The sequence below is a fragment of the Pediococcus acidilactici genome, from assembly GCF_016127815.1.
GTDB classification, from domain to species: Bacteria; Bacillota; Bacilli; order Lactobacillales; family Lactobacillaceae; genus Pediococcus; species Pediococcus acidilactici.
Map to the genome: position 1 here is coordinate 1,064,937 of NZ_CP066046.1, position 24,993 is coordinate 1,089,929.

A 24,993-nucleotide genomic window follows, 5' to 3' on the forward strand; every position below is an offset into this window, starting at 1 on the left:
AAATCCTCCCTGACTGGGATAGTTTTCTGCCATTTCAAACACAAAATTATTTTTCACTCTTAAAATTTTCTGGATACTTATTTTTTAAATAATAGTAGAAAATAACCCCTACTGCGGTAGCTACAATCCCAATCGCTGTCGTAGTAAATTGTGTGAAGAGCGTGTTAACCAAAATGAAAACTCCTCCTACAAGAGCAATTGCCGGAATTACTGGATAAAGTGGGACCTTATACGGTCGATTTGCATTTGGTGTCCGTTTTCTCAAAACAAATACCGCCACAAAAGCCATGCAGTAGAAGAACCAAATTACGAAAATTAGCATATTGGTAATTGCATCAAATTGACCAGAAAGCATCATTAAGCAAGCAATCAAGTATTGGATAACTCCAGCTGCCCAAGGTACCCCCGCTTCATTTAATTTAGCAAAAACATCTCCGAATGGTAGTTTATGTTCTTTACCCATTACGTAAGGAATTCTCATTCCTGTCATAGTGTATCCATTGAGTCCACCATACACTGAAATCAAGATACCGATTGTAACAAATTTACCGCCGATACCGCCAAAAATAACCTTTGCAACGTCAGAAGCAATGTTCAAATTTCCAGCAACGTGATTAACTGGAGCAATGTAGAGGAATACGGCATTAACTAACAGGTAAACCACCATAATCAGTCCGATGCCAAGAGCAATCGCTTTAGGTAGATCCTTACGCGGATTTTTCATTTCACCGGCAATGTTACCAACGTGAATCCATCCATCATAAGCAAACATGGTCGCTAATAATCCATTCCCTAAAGCTGTCCAAAATGCGCGATGTGGGCCAGCTACAACTGGGAATAGTGAGAAGTTAACCGAACTACTATGGAAAAATCCTAACAAAACAATTACGGCTAACGGGATCAGCTTAACTACTAAAGCTACCGATGTTACCCAACCACCAAATTTTGCGCTAATGCAGTTAACTAACAATAATGAAAGTGCAGTAATGATTGCTACAGGAACTATCCATGTTTGCGAAAGATTAAATAAGTTCGTGAACTGGGTTCCAAACGCAATCGCAATGGCCGCTACGTTAGCAGGAAAATAAATAATTGCTTGTGCCCAACCTGCTAAAAATCCCCAAAAGTGACCATAAGTATGTTCAATGTAACGAGTCAGCCCCCCAGTTTCAGGGAACATCGCCGCTAGCTCAGCACCAGTCAACCCAGCGCAAATACTAATTAGTCCACCCAATAGCCACGCGAAAAGGGCCATTGAGACCGTCCCAGTATATTCGGTTACCGCGGCTGCCTTAAAGAATACGCCGGTACCAATAACCGTTCCCATAACCGTTGCTAACGCCGGGAAAAAACCAATTGTCTTTTTTAGAGATGTACTATTATCATTCATTGATAATCACTCCTCATTGTTCCAATTTTAATTATTTTAAAAAAGGGACGCTGCAATTCATGCAGCATCCCTTAGATTTTCAATCTGCAATTGCTTGCCTAATCATTCTATCCAATCCCAACTTTGTGTGTATCAACTGGGGAGAAGAAGTGATCAATAATTTGTGAAACACGTTGAAGGTCAACGTTACCACCGGATACTAGGGCAACGACTTTCTTACCTTCGATCCATTTCTTATCAATCTTGCCTGCTTCAAGTGCAGCAGTTGGTAATGCGCCAGCACCTTCTGCAACAATCTTGGTGCGTTGCATCAAGTCCTTCATTGCCTTAGAAATTTCTTCTTCACTAACTAGAACAATTTCGTCAACTAACTTAGAAACAATTCCGTAAGTGATATCCCCAGGAACAGCTACATCAGTGCCGTCAGCAAGTGTAAAGTCATCGTGATGCTTTACAATCTTACCAGCATCTACTGAAGCTTTCATTCCGTGAACGTTTTCGGATTGAACCCCAACTACGTGAATGGAAGGGTTGATTGACTTAACTGCTGTGGCAATTCCTGAAATCAACCCACCACCACCAACTGGTACAATGATGGTTTCTACATCAACCAAGTCTTCAAGAATTTCTAGACCGATGGTTCCTTGACCAGCACAAACGAGGGAATCGTTAAATGGATCAACGATAGTCTTTCCTTCTTTTTCAGCTCTTTCATGCATCCAGTCGTGAGCATCATCGAAAGTTGCTCCGTGAATATCAACTTCAGCCCCGTATCCGCGAGTTGCATCACGCTTCATTTGAGGAGCTTCGTCCGGCATTACAACCGTGGTGTCAATTCCAGAAAGTTTACCAGTTAAAGCAACTCCTTGCGCATGGTTCCCAGCTGAAGCTGTAATTACTCCATGCTTTTTTTCTTCATCAGACAAGTGGTTAATTTTATTATTAGCTCCTCTGAATTTGAATGAACCAGTAAGTTGCATATTTTCAAGTTTTAGATATACATCCGCATGAGCAACATTGTTACTTAAAAACATTGACTGAACTAATGGCGTCCGACGTGCGTATTTACCAATTACTTTACGCGCTTCTTCAATTTGATCTAAGTTTAATAAATCGTAGGTTTGAGCAACTACTTCATTTCTTGGTTCGTTATTTTTCATGATTTTCACCTCATAATTTAAACGCAAATTTAAAAGTTCGAACGCCTATTTATACATCTAGTTCAGTGTAAGGAAGGTCTAATGAATCTGCAAGACCCTTGTTAGTTACCTTACCTTCGTAGAGGTTGACCCCAGATGCTAAAGCTTTATCTTCCTTGATTGCTCCTTCAATTCCCTTATCGGCAATTTCCAAAATATAATCAAGGTTACCAGCTGCTAACGCCATCGTAGCAGTCCGTGGAACGGCACCAGGTTGGTTTGGTACAGCGTAGTGGATTACTCCATCCTTAATGAAGACAGGGTCATCAATAGTGGTTGGGTGATCAATGGTTTCTACTGTTCCACCTTGATCGATTGCAATATCAGCGATTACAGAGCCCTTCTTCATGCTTTTTACCATGTATTCTTTAACCAACTTCGGTGGCTTGGAACCTGGGATTAAAATTGTGGATACAAAAATATCAGCATCTTTAATTTCTTTTGCAAGATTTTCTTCGTTTGATTTAACTACGCGAACGTCTTTACCCTTATATTGTTCTTCCAATTGAGCAATCCGGTCGTCGTTTAACTCAATAATTACTACTGAGCATCCTAAACCTAAAGCAGTGTCTGCAGCGCCTGTCGCGGCGTTACCACCACCGAAAATCACTACATGTCCAGCAGGGATAACTCCTGGAATTCCAGAAACTAAAATACCTTCCCCTTGATGTTGTGCTTCAAGGTAATAAGCTCCCATGATTACTGAACGACGTCCCGCAATTTGGCTCATTGGTGCTAACAACTCTAATTTACCATCCTTAACGATGGTTTCACCACCGATTGCAGTAACTCCGGCCTTCATCATTGCTTCAACAGTTGGTTTGGAAGATGCAAGGTGTTGGAATCCCCAAATAATTTTACCTTTATCAAAGTATTGGTATTCTTCAGCATCAGGTTCTTTAACCTTAATGCACAATTCTGCTTTCCATGCATCTTCATGAGAAACGATCTTCCCACCAGCTTTTTCAAATTCTTCGTTAGAAAAGCCTGCACCGATTCCGGCATCCTTTTCAACTAAGACTTCATTACCGGCATCAACCATCTTTTGAACATTTTCCGGCGTGGCCGCTACACGACCTTCCCCTTCTTTTTGTTCTTTAATAACAGCAATTTGCATAAAGACACTTCCTTGTGATTTATTTAACTACACGTATATTATTGCACACTTTACTCAAAGAAGTAAAGCGGTTGCATAATTAAAATCCAATTAATTTATTTAGATTTAATTATAAAAATATTATTAAAAATTTTAAATATTACGAAAAAACGTTGAGATAACAATATATTAAATCTAATTCAATTCAAATTTTTGTCTAGTTACGATACTCATATTATTAGAAAAAAATAAAACAATGGATTCACATTCACAAAAAGTAAGTCTTTAATTAAGCTCCTAATCACATAATGTTGACTTCTTTTCCTAACTTATTTTTCTGCCCTTCTTTTTAACCCTTTATCGAATCATAATAAAAGAACCGATCAATCAAATTGATCAGTTCTTTTAGAAATATTTATCTTAGTAAACAATTATTTGATATTAACGTATGTCAATCCAAACATGTTGCTGAGGTCTTGTAATTGTTCAGCATCCACGTTGAAGGAAAGTACGGTATGATGGCCACCACCAAGTGTGAGCCAGCCTTCAGCACCCTTCTTCCAACCTTGTTTTGGAGTCCAGAGTTGTTTAGCAACTGGAAGATGTGGTGTTTCTTTTTCAGGCTTGTTGCCTTGAACATCGTAAGACATGAGCTTGAATTCATCACCGTAGTCAGCCATTGTAACGTCAACCGCGTCGCCTTCCATACCAGTGAAGACAAAGCGTGCAGGGTCATCCTTGCCACCAATGTCAAGCGGGTGAACTTCGACCCGTGGCGTGTCACTAGCTAACGTTGGGTCAACTTCTAGCATGTGTGAGCCAAGGATTGCTTCGTGTCCCTTACGAAGGTCAAGGGTGTAATCTTCCATGAAGGCAGTGTGTTGGTTATGCGCAATGATCTTCATTAAGCGATCCAAAGCAGCGGTCTTCCAGTCCCCTTCACCAGCGAAGCCATAGCCTTCAGCCATCAACATTTGAACAGCCAATCCTGGAAGTTGTTCCAAACCAGCTAAGTCTTCAAAGTTAGTTGTGAATGCGGTGTATCCGCGATCGTCCATGAATTTCTTCAATGCAAAGTATTCACGAATTTGGTACTTAGTATTGTGTTCGAATTTTTCTGAAGAATTTTCTCCTTCAACGAAGTTGTATTCCTTCTTCATTTCTTCGTACTTATTGTTGATGTCGTCTTCAGCAACGGCGTTAACTTCTTCAACTAAGTCCGCAACTCCCCAGTAATCGACGGTCCAGCCAAATTTAATTTGCGCTTCAATCTTGTCACCGTCAGTAACCGCTACGTTACGCATCTTGTCAGCAAAGGTTACTACCTTGATACCAAATGATTCATTGTAGCCAACGGATGCGTCCATCCATTTAGCGATTTGTTTTTGAATGTCTTCATCACCCCAGTAACCAGTGATGATCTTGTTGTTCTTACGCAAGCGTGCATTAATAAATGCATATTCACGGTCACCATGGGCAGATTGATTTAAGTTCATGTAGTCAAAATCAATGGTGTCATATGGAATGTGGTTCAAGAATTGGGTTGCTAAGTGAAGCAATGGTTTTTGCAATAACTTAGTACCGCGGATCCAGTTTTTAGCTGGTGAGAAGGTGTGCATCCAGGTAATTACCCCGGCAACTTTGTCGTTATAGTTAGCATCCTTCATTACTTGAGTGATGTTTTCAGCAGTAGTTGCTACCAACTTGAATTTAACTGGATAAGGTAAGTTCTTGGATTCATTTAACTTATCAACGATTTCGCGAGCGTCCTTTTCTACTGAACGAAGGGTTTCTTCACCATATAGGAATTGACTACCTGTAATAAACCAAAATTCATAATCTTGCATTTTTTTCATGTTAAAGCGCTCCTTTTCTAATTAAAAATATTTTTATTTTCTTTGTGCGTGTTCTTTAGATTTGGCATTATTTTGCCCATAATAAGCATTCTTCCCGTGTTTACGATAGTAGTGCTTATCTAATAAGTATTGAGGAACTTCGATATTCCGCCGGGTCATTTGTAAAGCGTGATAGTCGATTTCAGCAGCGACTTCCAATACTTTAGCGTTGTAAACCGCTTTGTCCGGTGTGGCACCCCAGGTAAATGGTCCGTGTTGGCTAACCAATACAGCAGGAACCGCATTGTGGTCCAAATTCCGTTCCTTAAATTCTCGAACGATTACCTTACCGGTATTTTCTTCGTAGGCTTCTTCAATCTCTTGTTTAGTTAAGGCCGGAGTTACCGGTACGTCACCGTAGAATGTGTCAGCATGGGTCGTACTTAAAGCTGGCACGTCAATTTCGGCCGCTGCAAACGATACCGCCCATGGAGAATGGGTATGCACGATTCCTCCAATGTCCGGAAATTCGTTATATAAAACGGTGTGGGTCGGTGTATCGCTAGAAGGATTCATATCCCCTTCAACAACCTCACCCTTTAAATTAACTACCACCATATCTTCGGGTTTCATTTCTTCGTACGAAACTCCCGAAGGTTTAATAACAAATAATCCCTTTTCGCGGTCGATCCCGGAGACGTTCCCCCAGGTAAACGTAACTAAATCCAGCTTGGGTAGCTGCATATTAGCTTCGTAGACTTCCTGTTTAAGTTTTTCTAGCATCAAATCTCCCCTTCTTAAATTACTTCACCGGCGCGTGCTTCAACTGGCAAACCAGCTTCGTAGTGCTTAGTAAATTCATTGTAAGCAGCCACTCCCTCTGGCTCAGGACTAAGCGTCATGCTTTCTGGATTATTAAAGACGTTGTAGTCTAAATAATCACTTAAGCTTTGTCCTTGATTATCGGCAGCGTACATTGCCAAAATTGCCATTCCCCAAGGTCCGCCTTCACCAGCATTACTCATTACGGTAATTGGGGTGTTGAGGGCGTCTGATAGAACTTGCTGTGCAATTACGGCTGTCCGGAACAACCCGCCTTGTGCGATCATTACGTCGGTTTTAATATTTTCTTCCTTGCTCAAAATATCCATGCCGATTTTTAGTGGCGCAAATGCAGAATAAAGCTGGGTTTGCATGAAGTTTGGCAAGTTAAAGTGGCTGTCTGGCTTCCGGACAAACAATGGCCGGCCCGCCTTGATATTGGTGATATTTTCACCAGACTGGTAACTGTAGTTGACCAATCCGCCAAGGTCGTGATCCGCCTTAGCCGCCTCTAAGAACAGTGCTTCGTACAACTTATCCGGCGTCAAATTAATCCCTAGTCGAGTCGCAAATTCGTTAAAAATTTGGGCCCAGGCGTTAATATCTGAGGAACAGTTGTTAACGTGAACCATGGCTACTGCAGCCCCGTCTGGCGTCATCACTACGTCAATATCCCGGTGCACTGATTTCAATGGTTTTTCTAATACAACCATTGAGAAAGCAGAAGTACCAACCGAAATATTTCCGGTCCGTTTGCGGACACTATTAGTCCCGACCATTCCGGTTCCAGCATCCCCTTCTGGTGGTGCCATCAAACTACCTGCTTGCAAATTTCCCGTAATATCTAGTAGCTTAGCGCCCTGCGCGGATAATTGCCCCGCGTTTTCGCCAGCCTTTTTAACGCTTGGCAAGACGTGCTTGATGTCCCAGCTAAATGGTTTAACTTCAGGCAAGTTAGCAAAAGTTGCTAACATATTTTCTGAATAATCCCCCGTCTGTTCATCAATTGGAAATACTCCAGAAGCATCCCCAACTCCTAATACCTTTTCACCTGATAATTTCCAGTGTACGTAACCGGCCAAGGTAGTAACAAAATCCAAGTTTTCAACGTGGTCTTCACCATTTAAGATAGCTTGATAAAGGTGAGCAATTGTCCAACGCTGAGGGATGTTGAAGTTAAAGGCTTCAGTTAGTTTGGCTGCCGACTCTTCGGTGATGTTATTCCGCCACGTCCGGAACGGCACTAATAGGTCACCGCTTTGGTCAAAAGCCAAGTAGCCGTGCATCATTGCACTAATTCCAATCGACTTAATTTTGGTCAACGGTTTGTGATACTTACTTTTGACTTCGGCCGCCATTTTTGAATAACTGGTTTGAATTCCCTTCCAAACGTCTTCAAGCGAATACGTCCAAATGTTGTCTTTGTATTGGTTTTCCCAAACAAAACTACCAGAAGCAATCGTCTTATAGTCGTTAGTGATCAAAACCGTTTTAATCCGGGTAGAACCTAACTCAATTCCAAGGGCGACGTTTCCTTGTTCAATTTGGTTTGATATTTCTACAATATTCATTTTCAAAATCTCCAAATTCTTATTTTCTAAGTCCCTGTTCTTCAATTTCTTCTAGACTGTGACCCTTTGTTTCGGGTACCCGAGTTCTGATAAACAATACACCTAATAAACAAATGATTCCGAAGATTGCAAACACTGCTTCTTGCGGCATGTTTGCCGTCATAATTGGGAATAATAAACCAACTAAGAATGAACCGATCCAGTTGAATGATGATGCAACCCCGGATGCTTTACCACGAATGGCTAACGGGAAGATTTCCCCAACAATTACCCAAGTAAGTGGTGCCCAGGTAAAGGAGTAAAACGCTACGTAAATACATAAGAAGACTACGATCATCATCGGATTCATATCTTTAATAAACATGTTTAAGATTGCTGGGAGGATAAAGGATAGTCCCATAATGGTGCCACCCATTGTCAAAAGTGTCCGTCGTTTGAATTTATCGGCAATCCATAAGAATACTAACGAGCCCAGTACCAAGATAACCCCTTGAATAATCGGCCACATTAATGCTGAACTAGCAGCATTCCCGGTAGCTTTTTCAACAATCAATGGAATGTAATAGAAAATCGCGTTAGCACCTTGGAATTGTTGGAAAGCAGCCACCCCGACTCCGGCAATTACTAGGTAACGATATTTACCATTTAGCAATTGTGCAAAGGAAGATTTTTCGTTGGCACTTGCTTCTTCTGCGGCAGTCTCTTGAATCGTTTTCAATTCAGGTTCTACTTCCGCTTCGTTACGGATGTAAGTTAGCGTCCGCCGTGCACCTTCAACATCGTTGCTCTTAACTAAGAAACGAGGTGATTCTGGTAAACGCAAAACTCCAAAGTAAAGGATGATTGCGGGAACCGCAGCCAATCCAAGCATCAAACGCCATGCCATTGTTTCAGGCAAATCTTTAAGTAAGAAATCAACAATGTAAGATAACAGCATCCCAGAAACAATCATGGTTTGGTTGATTCCGGATAGGCGGCCCCGCAAACGAGCAGGAGCCATCTCAGACATGTACGCTGGTACCAGCGCTGAGGCTGCCCCTACCGCTAGTCCTAAGAAGATCCGAACAATTATCAGATAAATTTGACCATCGTGCGGCGATAATGCGGATAATAGCGAACCAATTACGAAAATTAATGATGAAATCAAAATCATTTTCCGCCGACCTAGCCGATCTGATAAGTTACCAGCTAAAGCGCCTCCAAAAATAGCTCCAAACATTACTGCACTAGTAATCCAACCGATTACACCGGCGTCACCATATAAATTCCAATCGTGTTGTAAGAACGGGAGTGCCCCGGTCATTACCCCAATGTCATAACCAAACAAAATTCCTCCAAATGAACCGAAGAAGTAAATAAATCCACTTGGAATTTTCTTTTCCTTGCCCATGCTATTCCTCCTTAAACCGTTTCCATTTCTTTGAAAACGTATTCATTAACTTGCTTTCATCTTAGAATATTTATACGGACAAGTCAACATGAATTTTTAAAATTTATTAGCATAAATTTATCTTATGGACACTAAAAAAGAGGTGTAATACCAAAGATTGGTACTACACCTCTAAATTTATCTAATCAATTGACTGTTACGATAGTTCCTTAATTGACTCTCGGTAGATAATTTCAGGTTCGTAAATTTTATTTTGAATATCCGTCTTTCCATCAATCATGTCAAAAATCATCTTGGCTGCGTCCCGCCCTAATTTTTCTTTCGGGTGTTCTACAGAACTTAGCTGTGGAGACATATACTTTGATAGCTTATAGTTATCAAAGCCAAAGATGGAAATGTCATCCGGCATACGTAAGCCTAAGGACCGCACTAGTGCCATCACCTGAATGGCAATTTGGTCATGGTAACAAATAATCGCAGTTGGCCGTTCATTTGGCGAGCGGCTCAGAATTTGTTCGATTTTCGTAAATACCGACCGCATGTTATCCGAAGTTTGGTACATCACAATTTCACTTTGATAAACTAAGTCTTGGTGTTCCTTATAGGCCTTAATAAAACCATTCATTCGGTGAACGCCTTGTTGGTCATCAACTTTAAAAACGCCTAAAATCTTTTGATGTCCCATACTAATCAATTTATTAGTAATGATTTTCTCTGCCCGGGTATCAGCCATTTCCGCGTATGGGAAATCTAATTCAGGGTAATGCGCGTTAATAAACACGGTAGGCAGTTTCGACTCTTTAATTTTCTCATACAAATCACGATTAGGGTTGCCTAAAGCGCTCTGGGTGGGCTCGACAATCAAACCTGATAAATTACTATCCATCATTTTTTGGACGCTCTTTCTTTCTCGAGCAGGATCATTTTGCGTATTACTAATGAGGATTGAATAACCACGTGAGGAAATCAACCGGTCAATGCCCGTAATAATGTACGGAAAGATATACTCCGCAATGTGGGTGGTGATGACGCCAATCACCTTATTTTCTACCTTTTGGTTTACGTATTTCTGCCAGTCGTCGACAAACATTCCCCCGCCTTGCACCCGGTAGATGTAGTGATCATTTTCTAAATCGCCAACCGCGCGTCGGATTGTATAACGACTCACGTCATATTTTTCCATTAATTCTGATTCAGTTGGCAATTTATCGTTAATTGAATAACTCCCCGATAAAATTTCTTCCTTTAAATCTTGTTTAACCAGTTCGTACTTCTTTTCGATGATTGCTCCTCCTCTACTACAGCAAATTTATTATACGATAAGTAAAATGTTATCACTTATTTTTAAATGATAAATCTCTAATACCGATTCTTTTTTAATTCTATGCATTCGTCGTTAAAATCATTGACATTTATCCGGACAAATTTTAGGATTAAGAATAATGATAACGGTTTCAAACATGGAGGTACATAAATATGCACATTGATATACTTAAGTTCGATCAATTTCGCGGCCACCAGGTCGAAAAAATTCGCTTAACTAATGACCACGATGTTTCCGTTGGGGTGCTCACCATGGGAGCCATTCTAAATGAATTTTCGGTCCCCCAAGCTGATGGCCGAAAAAATCTCGTACTTAGTTTTGACCAAACTAAAAAGTATTACGATAACCCCTTTTACATTGGAATGGCAATCGGTCGAACCGCGGGACGCATTAAGGACGGAACCATGCCGTTAGCAAAAGGGGCGGTTCATTTACCACCAAACGAAAATAATAATACTCACCACGGCGGTCCCCACGGTTTCTTTGATTACCTCTGGGACTACCATCTGCAAAAGGGTGAAGACTTTTTGTCCGTCACCTTTACTCATCAAATCAAAGAAAGCGACGACGGCTATCCAGGAAACATTGCTGTTGCCATTACGTTTAAACTCACTAACGACGACCAAGTTATCATTACTTATCAAGGAACTGCTGATCAACCAACGCTTTTCAACCCAACTTGTCATGCATACTTTAACTTAAGCAATCGTGACCATGTATTGAACCACCAGTTGACGATTGCTAGTGCACAGTATTTAGCCGTTGATCAGCAAAAGGTCCCCACGGGGGAGTTTCTTGCCACCGCAAATACAGCCTACGATTTCCGTCAACCGGTAAAGCTACAAGACGCCATTGCCGCCTTGCAGAGCACCCCAGAAAAAGGCCTCGATGACATTTTTAAAATTAACGAAAACGCCGCTCCCATCGCGAAACTACAAGACTTAGATAGTAAAGATGCTCTCGAAATTTATTCTAAACGTAATGGTCTAGTGGTTTACACCGCTAACGCTCTCGACAATACCTTAAGCTTTACTAGGGGACCGGGGCGGCCTCAAATGGGGATCGCTATGGAAGCTCAAACTCTGCCAGACACCCATAACCATCCCGGTTTTGGCGATATCACTTTATCAGCTAACGAACCCCAGTCCTACACCATCACTTATCGCTATTTAAAAGGTAATTAATTTTTGAACCACAAATTCCCGTAGTTATTAGATTTTTTTCTAATAATTACGGGTTTTTATTTACCAAATAAAGATTTTACATTCTATTCATTAAAATGGGTAACAATTTGATTGGCAAAAACCAGTCTCTTCCCACTATACAGGAGCCTCTTTAAAAAGCAAGCGTTTTCTTAGCCTCGAAGCCAGCTCGTTTCATTTCCAATAAACACGAACTATAAAAACAAAAATAACGTTAAAAGTTCTTTTATTGCTAATTATAACGTGTTAAACTCAAAACATAGTTAAGATCCAGGAAGGAGTGCTTTGAATGAAACGATCCGTCGATGATTATTCATCCCTTTGGCAGCGCCTTAAAAATGAAAAGAAAATTTACCTAATTAGTTTGATACTAGTGTTAATTGCCGATGGGATTGGCGAGGTCACCCTTAAAATTGGCAACGGAGTGATTATTTTCTTCCCCGTTTTCTACGCAATTATTTTAGGAATTATGCTCGGTCCTCAGGTTTTAAAATTAATCCGGCCTGCCGAAACTACGGCTGCTGGAAAACTTGTTTTAGTTGGGATCTGTCCCTTCATCGTTAAACTTGGCATTACCGCGGGAGCTAATCTTCATTTAATTTTAAACGCCGGTCCCGCCCTGTTGCTACACGGTTTTGGGAGTCTCCTTGGTCCAATTTTGGCTCTTCCGATTGCGATGTTACTTGGCCTACATCGCGAAACCATCGGGGCTTGTAGCTCCTTAAACCGTGAATACCACTTAGCCGTGATTAATAACGCGTACGGTGCGGAATCTGCTGAAAGTAACGGCAGCTTAGCCCTTTACATCGTTGGCGGCATGATTGGAGCAATTTACTTTGGCATCATGGCTTCCTTAATTGCCAGTACCGGTTGGTTTAGCCCTCAAGCACTCGGAATGGCTTCCGGAGTTGGCGCCGGAATCTTCATGGCAAGTGCAAGTGCTAGTTTAGCCAACGCCTTCCCTGCCCACGCCGCAATAATTACCACAATGGCTTCAGCTAGTAACACAATTGCTGGAATTACCGGAATTTACATCACCATGTGGCTTGCCCTCCCCCTGACCGAAAAGTATTACGACCTACTTTGTAAAATTTTCCGTTTACAAACTCAACGTCATCTTAAATTGAACCGAGGTTAAAGCATGCGTTATCGAGAATGGACTTTTCTATTAATTGTATGTGGGATTGGTACTGGATTAGCCAATTGGATTGGTTACGGTATCTCATTCCAAAAAAGCCTTAACGGCATCTTTGCATTGACCGTGATCACGCTTTTAGCGGTGCTTTGCGTAAAATACCTACCCCTTAAGCTTCCGCTAATTGCCTACTGTTCAATTTTAGGACTATTGGGAGCGGCGCCCTTTTCGCCCGTTCACGCGTGGCTAATTAGCAGTGCAAACGCCATTGAATTTGCAGCCCCCTTTACCATCGTGGGTTCCTTTGCCGGAATCGCCATTAGTGACCAGTTGCAGCGTTTTGTTAGCCAGGGCTGGAAATACGTTATCGTTGGAATTCTAGTTATGACCGGAACTTTCTTAGGTTCTTGTTTATGGGACTCCTTCACGTTGGGCTTAACCAAATTACTTTAGCGAGGTTCTTATTAACGATGTCTGATATTCTAATCAAAAATGCCACCATTTTAAAACAAGCTGGACAAATTAATACCAAGCAATCGATTTTGATTCATGACGGTCATATCCAACAGGTGGGTGATTTTCCCTGTCCTATTAAATTCACGGGTGAGATTGTCGACGGAGCCGACCGCCTTTATCTTCCCGGATTAATTGACAGCCACTTACATACTGGACAGCAACTTTTGCGGGGACGCGTACTTGATGCTAAACCAGTAATTTGGACCCGGATTATGCTACCTTTCGAAAGTCAACTAACCGCGTCCCAGATGAAACTAAGTGCAGAATTAGCTGCTTTAGAAATGATCACTGGCGGAACCACCGGTTTTGTAGAAGCTGGCAGCTACCACATGGAAAGTGCTGCAGAAGTTTACGCTCGTAGTGGTTTGCGTGGCGCGTTGACTGCCTCCACCATGGACGATCCCCAGCTACCAGCGTCAATTAAAATGAGCGCCCGCGAAGCCGTCGCCCAAACCGCCCAACTATATCAGCAATTCCATCACCAAGGTCGTTTACAAGTTTACTACTCGCTACGGGCCCTCACCGCTTGTTCCGATGAATTAATTGACCTTACTGCTGAGGCTGCTCAAACACACCATACTTTTTTAACCGCGCACATGAACGAATACCCCTCCGAAATACTCAACATTATTCAACGAACCGGATTACGGCCCTTCGAATGGTTAGCTAAGCGTCACTTACTTAGTAACCATTTTTTAGGTGCCCATAGCCTCTTCCTATCTAACCACGAAAAGGAACTCATTAAAAAATACCGGGTTAAACTCTGTCACTGCCCGTTTAGTAACGCTGGGAAAGGAATCCCCGTCACCCCCGAGTTACTTCAAAATCAAATTTCCGTTGGGTTAGGAACTGATGGCGCCGCTCACGGTGGTTTAAGCCTTTGGAACGAAATTAAAATTTTTCGCTCCCTAATGGTCGCTACCCACGGCCTTCGATTACGGCAACCTAACGTCATGCCCGCTGCTCAAATTTTTCGAATGCTCTTAGAAGGTGGCGCCGCCGCATTAAACCACGCTGGTCAGTTAGGTAAAATTCAACCCGGTTATAAAGCCGACTTAATTGCAATTGACCTTAATCAGCCCCACCTTTACCCTTCCGGCAACTGGCAAAATACCCTGTTAGAGTGTGTCAACGCTAACGATGTCACGGATACGATGGTTGACGGACAGTTCTTGATGCGAAATCGGCAAGTACTCACCCTCGATCAAGAACGCATTATCGCCGAAGCTCGCAATTACGCGTGCCACCATTGAATTACATACTATTCCAATACAAAAAGAGGTTGGAAAAAAACTAAAAAATCCTTTTCAAGGATGAAAAGGTCCTTGAAAAGTTGTTTTGATATTTTGATTTCAATAAAGCTAAAGCGTGTACTAAAAGTCAGTTTGTTCCCCTTAACCAAAAATTGACCATTATGCCAAATTCAGGCATAATGATCAATTTTCAGTTAATACTCGCAAACTATCCGACTTTTTACCCACTCTCTTTTTCAATTAATTTTTAAGAAAGTTGTTTAGCCGCCTTTTTGCCCGCTCTGATTTTTAAAATAGCAATAATCAAAACGGAAACCGCGGTACCCGTTAAAATTGCGATAATAAACAATCCTAAATTATTAGTTGCCCCAAGCACACCGACAATTGGGCCGCCATGAGGAACCGCGTCTGTAATCTTAAAAATCATCCCGGTGGCGCCGGCAACTGCTGAACCGATGATGATTCCCGGAAATACTTGTCCTGGCCGGGTCGTTGCCAGTGGAATAGCCCCTTCCGTAATGCCAATCAACGCCATTAACATGGCAGAAATTCCCGCCGACCGTTCTTCTTCATTGACGTTTAGATCTGGGCGAATTAAGGTCGCAAGTCCCGAAGAAAGTGGTGGAACCGAAACTGAACAAGCCACGGCACCCATAATCATGGGATTCCCTGCGGTAATTGATGCTACCCCAAACAGGAAGGCTACCTTGTTAATTGGACCACCCATGTCAATCGCTACCATCGCGCCCAAAATCAATCCAAGTAATACCGAAGTTGACGGGCTCGCCGATAGCGTATCAAGCATGTTTTGCAGTAACGTCATCAACGCAGAAATTGGACCACCCAATAGGTAAATAAACGCTGCCGAAATTATCGCGGTACCTAAAAGCGGAATCACAAAAATTGGCATGACGGACCGCAAGTTTTTCGGGATTGGCCAGGAGTTCATCCATTTAACTAAGTATCCCGCTGCAAAACCAACTAGAATGGCTCCTAAGAATCCGGTTCCCGCCTTGGTTCCCAAAATATCTGGTGAATTGGCAACCATGGCACCAATCATGGCGGGGGCTAACGCAGCCCGCCCCGCAATTGCATGAGCTGTAAATCCTGCAAGAATTGGAATCATTAAGGTGAAGCCTAAGGTTCCGATTTGATTCATTGAACTCCAAATGGTCCCGGGAGTAACCACCATTCCGGCATTGGCAGTTGGATGGCCACCTAAAGCAATTGAAAGGGCGATGAACAATCCGCCGACAACTACGAACGGAATCATGTGCGAAACCCCGTTTAACAACTGTTTGATTGCTGGATTTTGCCCCTTGGCATTGTCCGTAGTTTGCGTTGAGGCTGCCGAAGTTTTTCCGGCGTAGTATACCGGAGCGTTGGTAACTTTCTCAACTAGCGCTGCCGAATCCTTAATGGCCGCCGAAGTTTTGCTGAATAAAACCTTTTTCCCGTTAAATCGTTCCATCCCGTCAATTGCTACGTCAACCGCTAAGATTACGTAATCGGCAGCGTCAATTTCGGCCTGGGTTAACGGATTTTCGGTTCCCGAAGCGCCCTGCGTTTCGACCTTAGCCTCGTATCCAGCTGCTTCGGCCGCTGCCTTTAACTTTTCGGCCGCCATGTACGTATGGGCAATTCCCACCGGACACTTGGTTACGCCAACAATTTTTTTCATTTTACTACCTTCTTTCCATAAACGTTTATTCTGCTAAAGCTTGTTGAACCTGTTTGGTAAGTTGTGCAGCATCGTGCGCGGACCGACGAAGCCCTTCTGCATAATCATGATCGACTAATTTACGAGCCAACTTGGAAAGCAACCGCAAATGAACTTGATCTGCCTTAGTGGGTACGATTAACGCAATCGCAAGTGAAACCGGTTGTTCATCAATCGCCGCCCACTCAACTGGGTCAGCGTACGTTAAAATTCCCACTACCGGAGCTTCTAACCCAGAAACCTTTGCATGGGGAATCGCAATTCCATCCCCGAATCCTGTCGAACTTTCCGCCTCCCGGTTAACAAAACTGGTATACAATTCTTTACCATCAATCGACCACTGGTTCGCTAATAGTTCGGCCGTAGTCGCTAACGCCGCCTCTTTTTGCGGTGCTACCTTCACGTCAATAAAAGCTGCGCATTTTACATCTGAATCCATTACTCAATCTCCCTCTTTCTGTATAAATTTTTGAATATGTTCCATCGCTTTGGAGACCGTCGCTACTTGAGCCAATTGCTGACAAAAAGCTGTGTTTTCGACCATCCGATTTAAAATTTTATAAACTTCCCGACTTGCGGCAACCTGTTCACGCGTGAGGGCCAAAAAGATAACCACGTACACCGTGTTCCCCAACCACTGCACTCCTTGCGGCACTAACCATAGCGCGATGGCTGATTTTTGCACGTAATTAGGCGCAATGTGGGGGATTGCAACTGCATTAAGCGCGGTTGACGCCATCTTTTCGCGTTCCACCAGCATTTCCAAAATTTTAGGATTATTTACCAAGATGTTTTGTTTAGTGAGTGAGCCCACAATTTCTTCGAGTACCGTTACGTAACTCTTTTTCACTGAATCGATTTGAATTAGCTGCGTATCCAACAAATTGAAAAATGAATTTGAATGATTGTTTTTAGTTAGGCTAATAATTGCATGATTGATTTGTTGGATATCCTCGGGGGGTAGAAGCGGGCTAACTAAGATTACCGGTTGTTTCAGTCCATAAATGGGAATCGTACTAACCACCATTTTTTCTGCTAAATTAGTCTTCATCACCGTTGCCAAGTCTAAAATCCGGGTAACTTTCAAACTGTTATTGAAACGCTCCTCCAATCGTTGCGCCAGCAATTGCGATGCTCCGACCCCAGCAGAACTGACCACCACCGTTTCAATTGGAGCATGCAGGTGGCAACGTTCAAAAAAGGCTTCAAAATGGAGGGCTAAATACCCTAATTCTGCGTCGTGAAGTTGAACTGAGTACTGGGTTTCAATTGCCTCCCCTAACTGGATTGCCACATCAAAAGCAATCGGTAAGTTCATTTTGATTTCATCCGTATACGGGTTATCAATCACAATGCCCTTCTTTAAACGGTCGACCGCGGTCGCCAAGTGAATCGCTAAATCCCGTAGCAGTACTTCATCAGGCTCTAATTCTGCTAATTTATCCAGTAAAAACTGATAATACTGTTTTTCAGTTTGGGCTACGTCAGAAGTTTGGTAACTATTTTTTTGACGGGCAACAATTACTTCAAGGTACCGGTTCACCCTTTGAAGTCCCGTAGCAGAAAAATTAATAGTCCGCTGTTTTTTAATGGCGTTTAGCAATTGGCTAGTTTCGGGGAGGAGATCCGGGCCCAAACTTTCTACGTCGTTGGTTATTTTGTCATCCGTATTAATGATTAAATGAATCGCTAAAGACTGAAGATCGTAGTCGGTTAATTCTAAGCGACTGGTCACCATAAAATCCGTAATTCCGGCCAAGACTGCTTGGACAAGGTCGGCAGGAAAAAAATTTAGTAAATAATCCGGCAATTTAAGGGTGGAAGCAATTTGTCCATTAGCGTCCTGGATCACGGAAATATTTTGGCCCCAATACGTTTTTAAAATTTTTGCCATTAACCGCTCGCGTTGTTCGCCAGAAGCCCGAATGGCAATTCCATTCGCTCCCCGCTTGATCTTGACGTGGTACTCATTAAAGAATTCCCGAATCTGCTTGAAATCACTTTCCAAAGTGCTTCGGCTAACGTATAGGTCATCGGCCAGCTCGTTTAGCGTATAGCTTCGGTCCGCATCCAGCAATTTGATTAGTAGATAGCGAATCCGCGCTTCCTTCGAAGTAAAACCGCTATGTAACTTTAACGCCGCTAAGAAATCTTGTTTATTGCGCAACTGTCCGTTTAAATAAATTCCCACGTTTGGCTTTCTTGTTAACTTCAAGTTAAAGGGCTGAGCGTCATTTTCGATAATATCTAGGTAATTTGCAATACTTCTTTTCGACAACTTGGTCGCTTTAGCGATTTGTTCGTAATGGACCACTCCGTGATGAATTAAAAATTCGACAATTTCCGCTTCCCGATCATGCATTATTTCGGTTCACCTCCTTTCAATATGTACTATACGTGCTTATCGTCTCGCGGAAAACGTTTTCTATTGCATGATTAATGTTGCAACTTCTGTAAAGGACTTATTTTTGTATAGGAACTAAAAAGTACTTCTCAAGAATTTTCACTTTCTTGAGAAGTACTCATGGTTAGCCGCTTTTAAAACACAAAAAATTTATCGCCAGCGTTAAACCCCTTTAATAGCTATTCACTTAAAAAATCCACCAACTTAGCATAGGTTTCCTGGGCTTCTTTATTACTAAAGTCAAATTGATACTCGTGATTCAACTTGGCGGTTTTCTTCGGATAACTCACTTTAGTCACCTGTCCGTTATGGTCGCTAATTGCCTTAGCAGTGGCATTCATTTGCTTTGTAAAGGTATTCGTGTTGCCATCAGTCAAAAAAATCTTCGGCGCCCAATCTTTAACGTTGCTGATAATTGATAAGTCACGAATGGACTTCTTTTTTTCAAAATGCTTGTCGGCAAAATACGCCCAGCCGCATTTAGCATATAGGAAGCTAGATGTACGGTCACTAACCTGGGTAAACTTTTGGGGTTCTAGTAATCCCGATAGCGACACAAACTTTTTAACTTGCTGACTTTTTAAAACCGGCTGCACTTGATCCATTTTACGAATCTTTTTATTTTGCAAAGCTAAAACATATTCACTGCTTATTTGCGCCCCAGCTGAATCTCCGCCAATGGTGACATTGGACCAATCAATTTGTTTTCCGTATTTTTGCTTGGTTGCCTGAACGGCTTGGTTGAGCTGTCTAACTGGTGTCGCATGATGCCTTTCTGGTGCAAGAGCGTAGTTAATATTCACCACGACTTGATTAGTATCCGCGCTTAAAAGTTTTAGATAATCCTGACAATCGCGTTTATCCCCGCCGACATAGGCACCGCCATGCATCCAGAAAAGCACGGGCCTTTTACTAGCATGGGGCGGTAAATACACGTCCATGACACTCTTGCTCAAGTGCTTTCCGTACTTAACGTTTTTTTGCACCGTTAGCCCAGCCGTTTTTTGCTTGAACTTTTTGGGCCGGGGGTACACTTGATGTTTTTTGGATGTATCAAATTGTTGCCGGGTTAATAAACTGATTGGTCGGGGCGTTAACGCGTTAATTAGCATTGCTCCGCCAATTAATAAAATTACCAAAGCTGGTATTATGATTAACAATCGTTTTATCCATCGCATAATTAGTATCTTCCATTTTCACTAGGATTATTCTCTTAAACGTCGTTATTGATCACCGCAACTAATTCATCCCGCATTTGCTTAAAATCGTTCGTAGTTTGCCTAAACAATTTTGGCGCTGCACAATGACTATCTTCCATCCATTTCTGAGGAGCTGTTTCTTCCAAAAAATGTTCTAGGATCGCCGTGGTCCGTTTTTCATCCGTAGCCTTTGCAGACTTGATTAAACTAAAGTCCTCGACCGCCCGTTCCAACTGCTTATAGCGCAACGACAATAATAAATGCCCATTTTCTCCTGGGTACACCAAACAATTATCCCCGATCGGCAACGAACTGGTGTTGTAACGAATATCCTCGCGGGCGTTGCTTGGCCAGCAGTTAAATGCCCACCGCAGTAAGCCATTTACCGGTAAAAATGCTGTCAACGTACCTTGCAACCGGGTTTCCAATAACGGGCTGTGCAAAAAGGTATTGGGATGGTCTGGGTAATTGCAAATATAGTACTGGACTTCCCCAGGATGGCTGGCTTGCAATTGACTGCCGAATTGGCTAGTACAATAAAACGAAGTTGCCAAGGTATCTACTAGCGGAGCTAATTCGTTTAGGATCGGTTCCTTATCAAAAGCAACCTTAACCTTGAGATCTGGCACCATCTGTTTCAACGCAGATAATGCGTCCTTAAATTCTTTTAACTGTGCTTGTTTGGGCTCGTCTGCAATTAGCCGAGCTTTCTCCCAAACTTGCAAATCTTTTAGATGATCGCAAAGTGCTTTAACGTAGTTCGTTAAATCCGCTACGTTATCGATAAATTGCATCGTTTCGGTAGTTTCGTTTAGGTAACGAACCACTAAATTTTCTGGATAATCTTTAATGGTTACCTGTGGAAAGAATGGTGGCTTCCAAACTCCTAGTAGGCCAAAAATTTCAATCTCTTGGTCAATCCCCCATTTAGCAAAGCTAGCGAGGTAACGATCCAAAATGGTAAAGTCACATTTCAACTTACCTGTGAAATCTTTACTAACCTGGACCATTGAATATTCGTATAGGTTTGCGGGGTAGTCCTTGACAATGTAGTTAAACCATCCCTTCCAAGGAATTTCACCAGCAATCACCGTTACTGTTTTTTGTCCAATTTGCGCTAGTTTTTCGGCCATTTCATCAATTACCGCAAAGTGCTGGTCGCCCCACATGGGTACGTGGAACGTACGGGCTAAATTAGAGGGCTGCTGCCAGACGTCAAGGTGAAAATCCTTCGTTGGTTCGGGTGTTAGTGCAAAATCAGCCACCATAATTTGGACCTCTTTTTCGGCCACCAAAACTTCTGCTCCAGTTAAACTAGTTTTGTAAATTTTGATTTTCACAGGGTAGTTACCCGTTTTTACCGTTTGACTAACCGGAATTTCTACATAAATCGGGGCCCACTGGTTTCCTGGATAGGTATGACTGGCCTCGCTTAAAAGTTTATCGGCATAGGCGACGTCATCCTTCCCCAAATAGTATTCCACAAAATTAGTTGTCAAAGGCAACTCAGTTTCAAACGCAACCCGGTACATCGGAGTTTCCAAATCGTCTGGAATTGAAAACTGGGTGCCTAACGTATAGTGATTGCGGTGTCCGTCGTTAAGCAACAGCATAAATGCTGCCTTACTGTTTTTGAAACTGTGCACTTGTGCAATGGACGGCGGAAGCGGTTGGTTAAGCGCGGTCGTTGGCCGCCAACTTTCGTCGGTGATGATACTTTTCATTATTAATTTGCTCCTTCCCCCATCGTTAATTTACTTTGTAGTTGTTGCAGAATCGTTGCATTAAAAATTTGCGGCGCCACCTCGTGAAGTTCCGTAAGGTTAAACTTACGAACGATTTTATACCGGCTACGATCTTGCCAAACTGGAAAATACTCTAAGAGAATTTTTTTATTAGCTACGTTACGCATTAGTTCGCCGACCGGCATGGCTAAAACATCCGGATACTCCGCCGGCTTAGACGTCTTCTGCCAATTAATTTCCATCCACTCGCAGCATAAGTCAAACCACTGGGCAAACCGCGGGTCATTTTTTCCCACTGCCGGAGTCCCCAACGAAAGCCCATGCTTACCTTCTTGAAAAATGTGGGCCTCAAACAAAACGTCGTGCTCCTCTAAAGCTCGCAGATATAGCAACGAATTTTCCACCGGTACCACATTATCTTGAAAGGTGGTAAATAAAAAGGTTGGCGGAGTCGTTGCGGTAACTTGCTGGTCTAAGGAAGGGGCTTGCACCCGCATTACCTCGGCAAACGAATCTAAAATTGCCGGATAGCCTAAAACACATAGGCTGGGCTTTTCGCTTAGCATTGTCGACATCGCCGCCGCTAAATGCCCACCTGCAGAAAAGCCCACTACCGCAATTTTATCCACCTCAATTGCAGCGTTTGAAGCAATTTGTTTAATTTGCTGTAAAGCCAGTTGACCATCATTCAAAGCTGCTTGAAAATCGCGAAATTCTCCCACGTGATAACGTAATACCGCGGCATGGTAGCCTTTTGCCAAAAAAGCTAAGGCCACCGGTTCAGCTTCCCGTTCACTACAAAAATTGTAACCGCCTCCCGGAATTATTAAAATTAGCGGCCGGGGAGCACTTAAATCCATTTGTAAATACACCGTCATTCCCGTATTGGCTGACTCGTCAAATACGTAATTACTTTTTTTGATAATCGGAACCCCCTTCCTTAAACTAGTCAACTATTCCGTTATGTTCAATTACCCGTTGGTACCAATTAAAGCTATCCTTTTTATAACGCGCTAAATCTTTAAGCTCGTCGTCGGTCCGGTTAACGTAAATAAAACCGTAACGTTTCTGCATCCCTTCGTGCGTGCTAATTAAATCAATTGCACTCCAAGGACAATATCCGATCACTTCAACGCCGTCTTGGATAGCTAATTCCATTTGTTGGATGTGCTGTTTTAGATAATCAATTCGATACTGATCATGAATTTGATGGTCTTCCGTAAGTTCATCATGCGCGCCGATTCCATTTTCGGTAATTAACACTGGCAAATGGTAGCGGGAGTAGATTTCGTTCAGGGTAAACCGGAATCCTTGAGGATCGATTGGCCACCCAAATTCAGTCAATGGTAAATGTTCGTTGGTGACCGTTTGGAAAAATCCTGGAATCCCAAACCCCGATTGTTGGTCAATTTTATTTTCTTTAGCAAAGTATGCCGCAACCGTCATGGTGTTGTAGTAGTTAAAGGCAATGTAGTCGCACGTCCCCGCCGCTAAAATTTCCCGGTCGGTTTCCGTAACCACTGGCGCAGCTCCAATACTTTCTAAAATATGCCAAGCATTGTGGTTGTAGCGTCCGTAAACTGCCACGTCTAAGAACAACCAGTTGCGTAACGCACTCATGTTAAGCGCTGCCAACTGGTCCGCTGGACGGTCAGAAGCAGCATAGACACTAGCAATGTTGGGTGCCGGCCCAATTTTTCCTGGATAACCTTGTTCATGATAGTGTTTGGTTACTAATGCTTGAGCAACGAGCATGTGATGATTTTCCTGGAATTTTTCACGCATGCTTTTTTGGCTAGTCCCAATTACCGAACCAGCAAGTGCCATTACGTTTTGCTCGTTTATCGTCTGCCAGTACTTAACGTCTTGGCCAAAGTTTTCAAATAAGACGTCGCAGTAGTCCGCGAATTGCTGAATGGTCTCCCGATTTTCCCATCCGCCAGCTTGGTCAATTTCCGCAGGTAAATCAAAATGAAATACCGTAACAATTGGTTCAATCTGATTTCCCTTAAGCAAATTAATTAGGTTACGGTAAAATTTAATGCCTTCTGGATTCACTTTACCATTAGGCATGACCCGGCTCCACGCGATTGAAAAGCGGTAGGCCTTTAGCCCTAATTCTTTAAAAAGCTTTACGTCTTCAGCAAACCGGTGATAGTGGTCCACCGCGACCTTGAAATCAGTGGTTCCCGCTGGAATGTCCTTTACATCTTGAACGGAAGGTCCCTTTCCATCGGCGTTCCACCCGCCTTCAACTTGATAAGCACTGGTGGAAGCTCCCCACAAGAAATTTTCTGGAAATGTTTTAGCCATAATTAATTACCTCCGCAGCCCCAATTAAGTTGGCATTCGCCTTAAAAAAAGCGTCCGTGATGTCAATTTGCTTAACCGTCTTCTTAATAATTGGGGATGTATTTAAAATTTGTTGGTACGCTTCCTGAACCTTTTCGATTAATAGGGGCTGACTGCTAATGCCGCCACCGATGACGATTTTGTCTAAGTCTAGTACAGTTTGTAAATTGAAACAAATTTGTGCGACCCCAAAGCAATAGTCCGCAAAACGTTGGTTAGCGTCCGCGTTAGCTTGCTGGTTCAACCGGGCAAATACGGTAGCTCCGTCAGCTTCGGTGTTTAAAATGCTTGCTAGATCTTCCACTAGGTTAACGGCGGATAAGCCAATTCCAACAAACGAGTCGCCTGATTGAACGCGCCGATCCCGCATCATGAAACTTAATTCGCCTGCTTGGTGATGGCTACCTTTATACAAGGAGCCATTCAAACAAATTCCTAATCCAACCCCGGTTCCTAAAATGAGTGCGGCCCCATTACGAATTTCCCGCAAGTTACCCCTGCGCATTTCACCTAAGGTTGCCGCCTTAGCGTCATTTTCGATTGTGACCGGTAACCCAGACATTTTGTTCACAACCGTCTTTAGATTAATCTGGTCAAGATATGGGATTGCCCCGCCAAACCGGACGGTTCCATCATTTTCAACGGTGCCCGGAACGGCAACCGCAATTAATTCAAAATCATCTACCGTCCGGTACCGTTTGATAAGGTCTTCAAGTAATATTTTAAAATCTAAATAGGTGTTGGGGGTCGAAAATTTTTGGCGGTCACTAACCGTACCGTCGGCTACAATCCCCGCTTTAACGCTGGATCCCCCAATATCAATACTTAACTTTTTCATTT

The 24,993-nt window shown here is 42.7% G+C and carries 20 protein-coding genes; 4 read left to right on the forward strand and 16 right to left on the reverse strand.

Annotated elements, in window-relative coordinates; genetic code table 11:
• Positions 1–46: 46 nt before the first annotated feature.
• From I6H64_RS05285 to I6H64_RS05320, 8 genes are all read right to left on the reverse strand, one after another.
• Complete coding sequence (locus I6H64_RS05285) at positions 47–1,390, reverse strand: APC family permease (RefSeq protein ID WP_004165629.1); 1,344 nt, start codon at positions 1,388–1,390, stop codon at positions 47–49.
• Positions 1,391–1,497: 107 nt separating this feature from the next.
• Complete coding sequence (gene tdcB / locus I6H64_RS05290) at positions 1,498–2,550, reverse strand: bifunctional threonine ammonia-lyase/L-serine ammonia-lyase TdcB (RefSeq protein ID WP_004165628.1); 1,053 nt, start codon at positions 2,548–2,550, stop codon at positions 1,498–1,500.
• A 49-nt stretch (positions 2,551–2,599) separates the two neighbouring features.
• The gene (gene ald / locus I6H64_RS05295; RefSeq protein ID WP_004165367.1) at positions 2,600–3,706 is read right to left on the reverse strand and encodes an alanine dehydrogenase; all 1,107 of its coding nucleotides are present in this window, start codon (positions 3,704–3,706) and stop codon (positions 2,600–2,602) included.
• Positions 3,707–4,116: 410 nt separating this feature from the next.
• Positions 4,117–5,541, reverse strand: coding sequence for an L-arabinose isomerase (araA, locus tag I6H64_RS05300; protein WP_056985208.1), 1,425 nt, complete (start codon positions 5,539–5,541; stop codon positions 4,117–4,119).
• Between the two features lie 33 nt (positions 5,542–5,574).
• Complete coding sequence (locus I6H64_RS05305; RefSeq protein WP_004165370.1) at positions 5,575–6,303, reverse strand: L-ribulose-5-phosphate 4-epimerase; 729 nt, start codon at positions 6,301–6,303, stop codon at positions 5,575–5,577.
• A 14-nt stretch (positions 6,304–6,317) separates the two neighbouring features.
• Entirely contained in the window at positions 6,318–7,913 is a 1,596-nt protein-coding gene (locus tag I6H64_RS05310; RefSeq protein WP_036685761.1) for a xylulokinase, read from the reverse strand.
• A 19-nt stretch (positions 7,914–7,932) separates the two neighbouring features.
• Entirely contained in the window at positions 7,933–9,303 is a 1,371-nt protein-coding gene (locus tag I6H64_RS05315; RefSeq protein ID WP_005916241.1) for a sugar porter family MFS transporter, read from the reverse strand.
• Between the two features lie 196 nt (positions 9,304–9,499).
• Positions 9,500–10,585 carry a GntR family transcriptional regulator gene (locus tag I6H64_RS05320; RefSeq protein ID WP_036685763.1) on the reverse strand — a complete coding sequence of 362 codons (1,086 nt, stop codon included), beginning with the start codon at positions 10,583–10,585 and terminating at the stop codon, positions 9,500–9,502.
• A gap of 194 nt (positions 10,586–10,779) precedes the next feature.
• Here I6H64_RS05320 and I6H64_RS05325 point away from each other — a divergent pair, with 194 nt between their 5' ends.
• The 4 genes from I6H64_RS05325 to I6H64_RS05340 all read left to right on the forward strand — a co-directional run bounded on the left by I6H64_RS05325 (position 10,780) and on the right by I6H64_RS05340 (position 14,733).
• Positions 10,780–11,811, forward strand: coding sequence for an aldose epimerase family protein (locus I6H64_RS05325; protein WP_008842175.1), 1,032 nt, complete (start codon positions 10,780–10,782; stop codon positions 11,809–11,811).
• A 307-nt stretch (positions 11,812–12,118) separates the two neighbouring features.
• Positions 12,119–12,967 carry a DUF3100 domain-containing protein gene (locus I6H64_RS05330; RefSeq protein WP_005916233.1) on the forward strand — a complete coding sequence of 283 codons (849 nt, stop codon included), beginning with the start codon at positions 12,119–12,121 and terminating at the stop codon, positions 12,965–12,967.
• Between the two features lie 3 nt (positions 12,968–12,970).
• Positions 12,971–13,417: a hypothetical protein gene (locus tag I6H64_RS05335; protein ID WP_008842176.1), complete on the forward strand. Its 447-nt coding sequence runs from the start codon at positions 12,971–12,973 to the stop codon at positions 13,415–13,417.
• A gap of 17 nt (positions 13,418–13,434) precedes the next feature.
• A complete protein-coding gene (locus tag I6H64_RS05340; protein ID WP_008842177.1) occupies positions 13,435–14,733 on the forward strand; it encodes an amidohydrolase family protein in 1,299 nt (432 codons plus the stop codon).
• Between the two features lie 247 nt (positions 14,734–14,980).
• On the opposite strand, the gene I6H64_RS05345 is transcribed toward I6H64_RS05340, so the two are convergent.
• From I6H64_RS05345 to I6H64_RS05380, 8 genes are all read right to left on the reverse strand, one after another.
• A complete protein-coding gene (locus I6H64_RS05345; RefSeq protein WP_056985210.1) occupies positions 14,981–16,414 on the reverse strand; it encodes a PTS fructose transporter subunit IIC in 1,434 nt (477 codons plus the stop codon).
• A 25-nt stretch (positions 16,415–16,439) separates the two neighbouring features.
• Positions 16,440–16,892: a PTS sugar transporter subunit IIA gene (locus I6H64_RS05350; RefSeq protein WP_008842180.1), complete on the reverse strand. Its 453-nt coding sequence runs from the start codon at positions 16,890–16,892 to the stop codon at positions 16,440–16,442.
• A gap of 3 nt (positions 16,893–16,895) precedes the next feature.
• Positions 16,896–18,815 carry a BglG family transcription antiterminator gene (locus I6H64_RS05355; RefSeq protein WP_008842181.1) on the reverse strand — a complete coding sequence of 640 codons (1,920 nt, stop codon included), beginning with the start codon at positions 18,813–18,815 and terminating at the stop codon, positions 16,896–16,898.
• 221 nt (positions 18,816–19,036) lie between these two features.
• Complete coding sequence (locus tag I6H64_RS05360; protein ID WP_008842182.1) at positions 19,037–20,035, reverse strand: alpha/beta hydrolase; 999 nt, start codon at positions 20,033–20,035, stop codon at positions 19,037–19,039.
• Between the two features lie 35 nt (positions 20,036–20,070).
• Complete coding sequence (locus I6H64_RS05365) at positions 20,071–21,780, reverse strand: DUF4091 domain-containing protein (protein WP_056985212.1); 1,710 nt, start codon at positions 21,778–21,780, stop codon at positions 20,071–20,073.
• 2 nt (positions 21,781–21,782) lie between these two features.
• A complete protein-coding gene (locus I6H64_RS05370) occupies positions 21,783–22,754 on the reverse strand; it encodes an alpha/beta hydrolase (protein ID WP_008842185.1) in 972 nt (323 codons plus the stop codon).
• Positions 22,747–24,114, reverse strand: a complete 1,368-nt coding sequence (locus I6H64_RS05375; protein WP_008842186.1) for a glycoside hydrolase family 1 protein — start codon at positions 24,112–24,114, stop codon at positions 22,747–22,749. Before I6H64_RS05375 ends, I6H64_RS05370 begins: the two co-directional genes overlap by 8 nt.
• Positions 24,107–24,991 carry an ROK family protein gene (locus I6H64_RS05380; RefSeq protein ID WP_005916203.1) on the reverse strand — a complete coding sequence of 295 codons (885 nt, stop codon included), beginning with the start codon at positions 24,989–24,991 and terminating at the stop codon, positions 24,107–24,109. Before I6H64_RS05380 ends, I6H64_RS05375 begins: the two co-directional genes overlap by 8 nt.
• Positions 24,992–24,993: the final 2 nt, after the last annotated feature.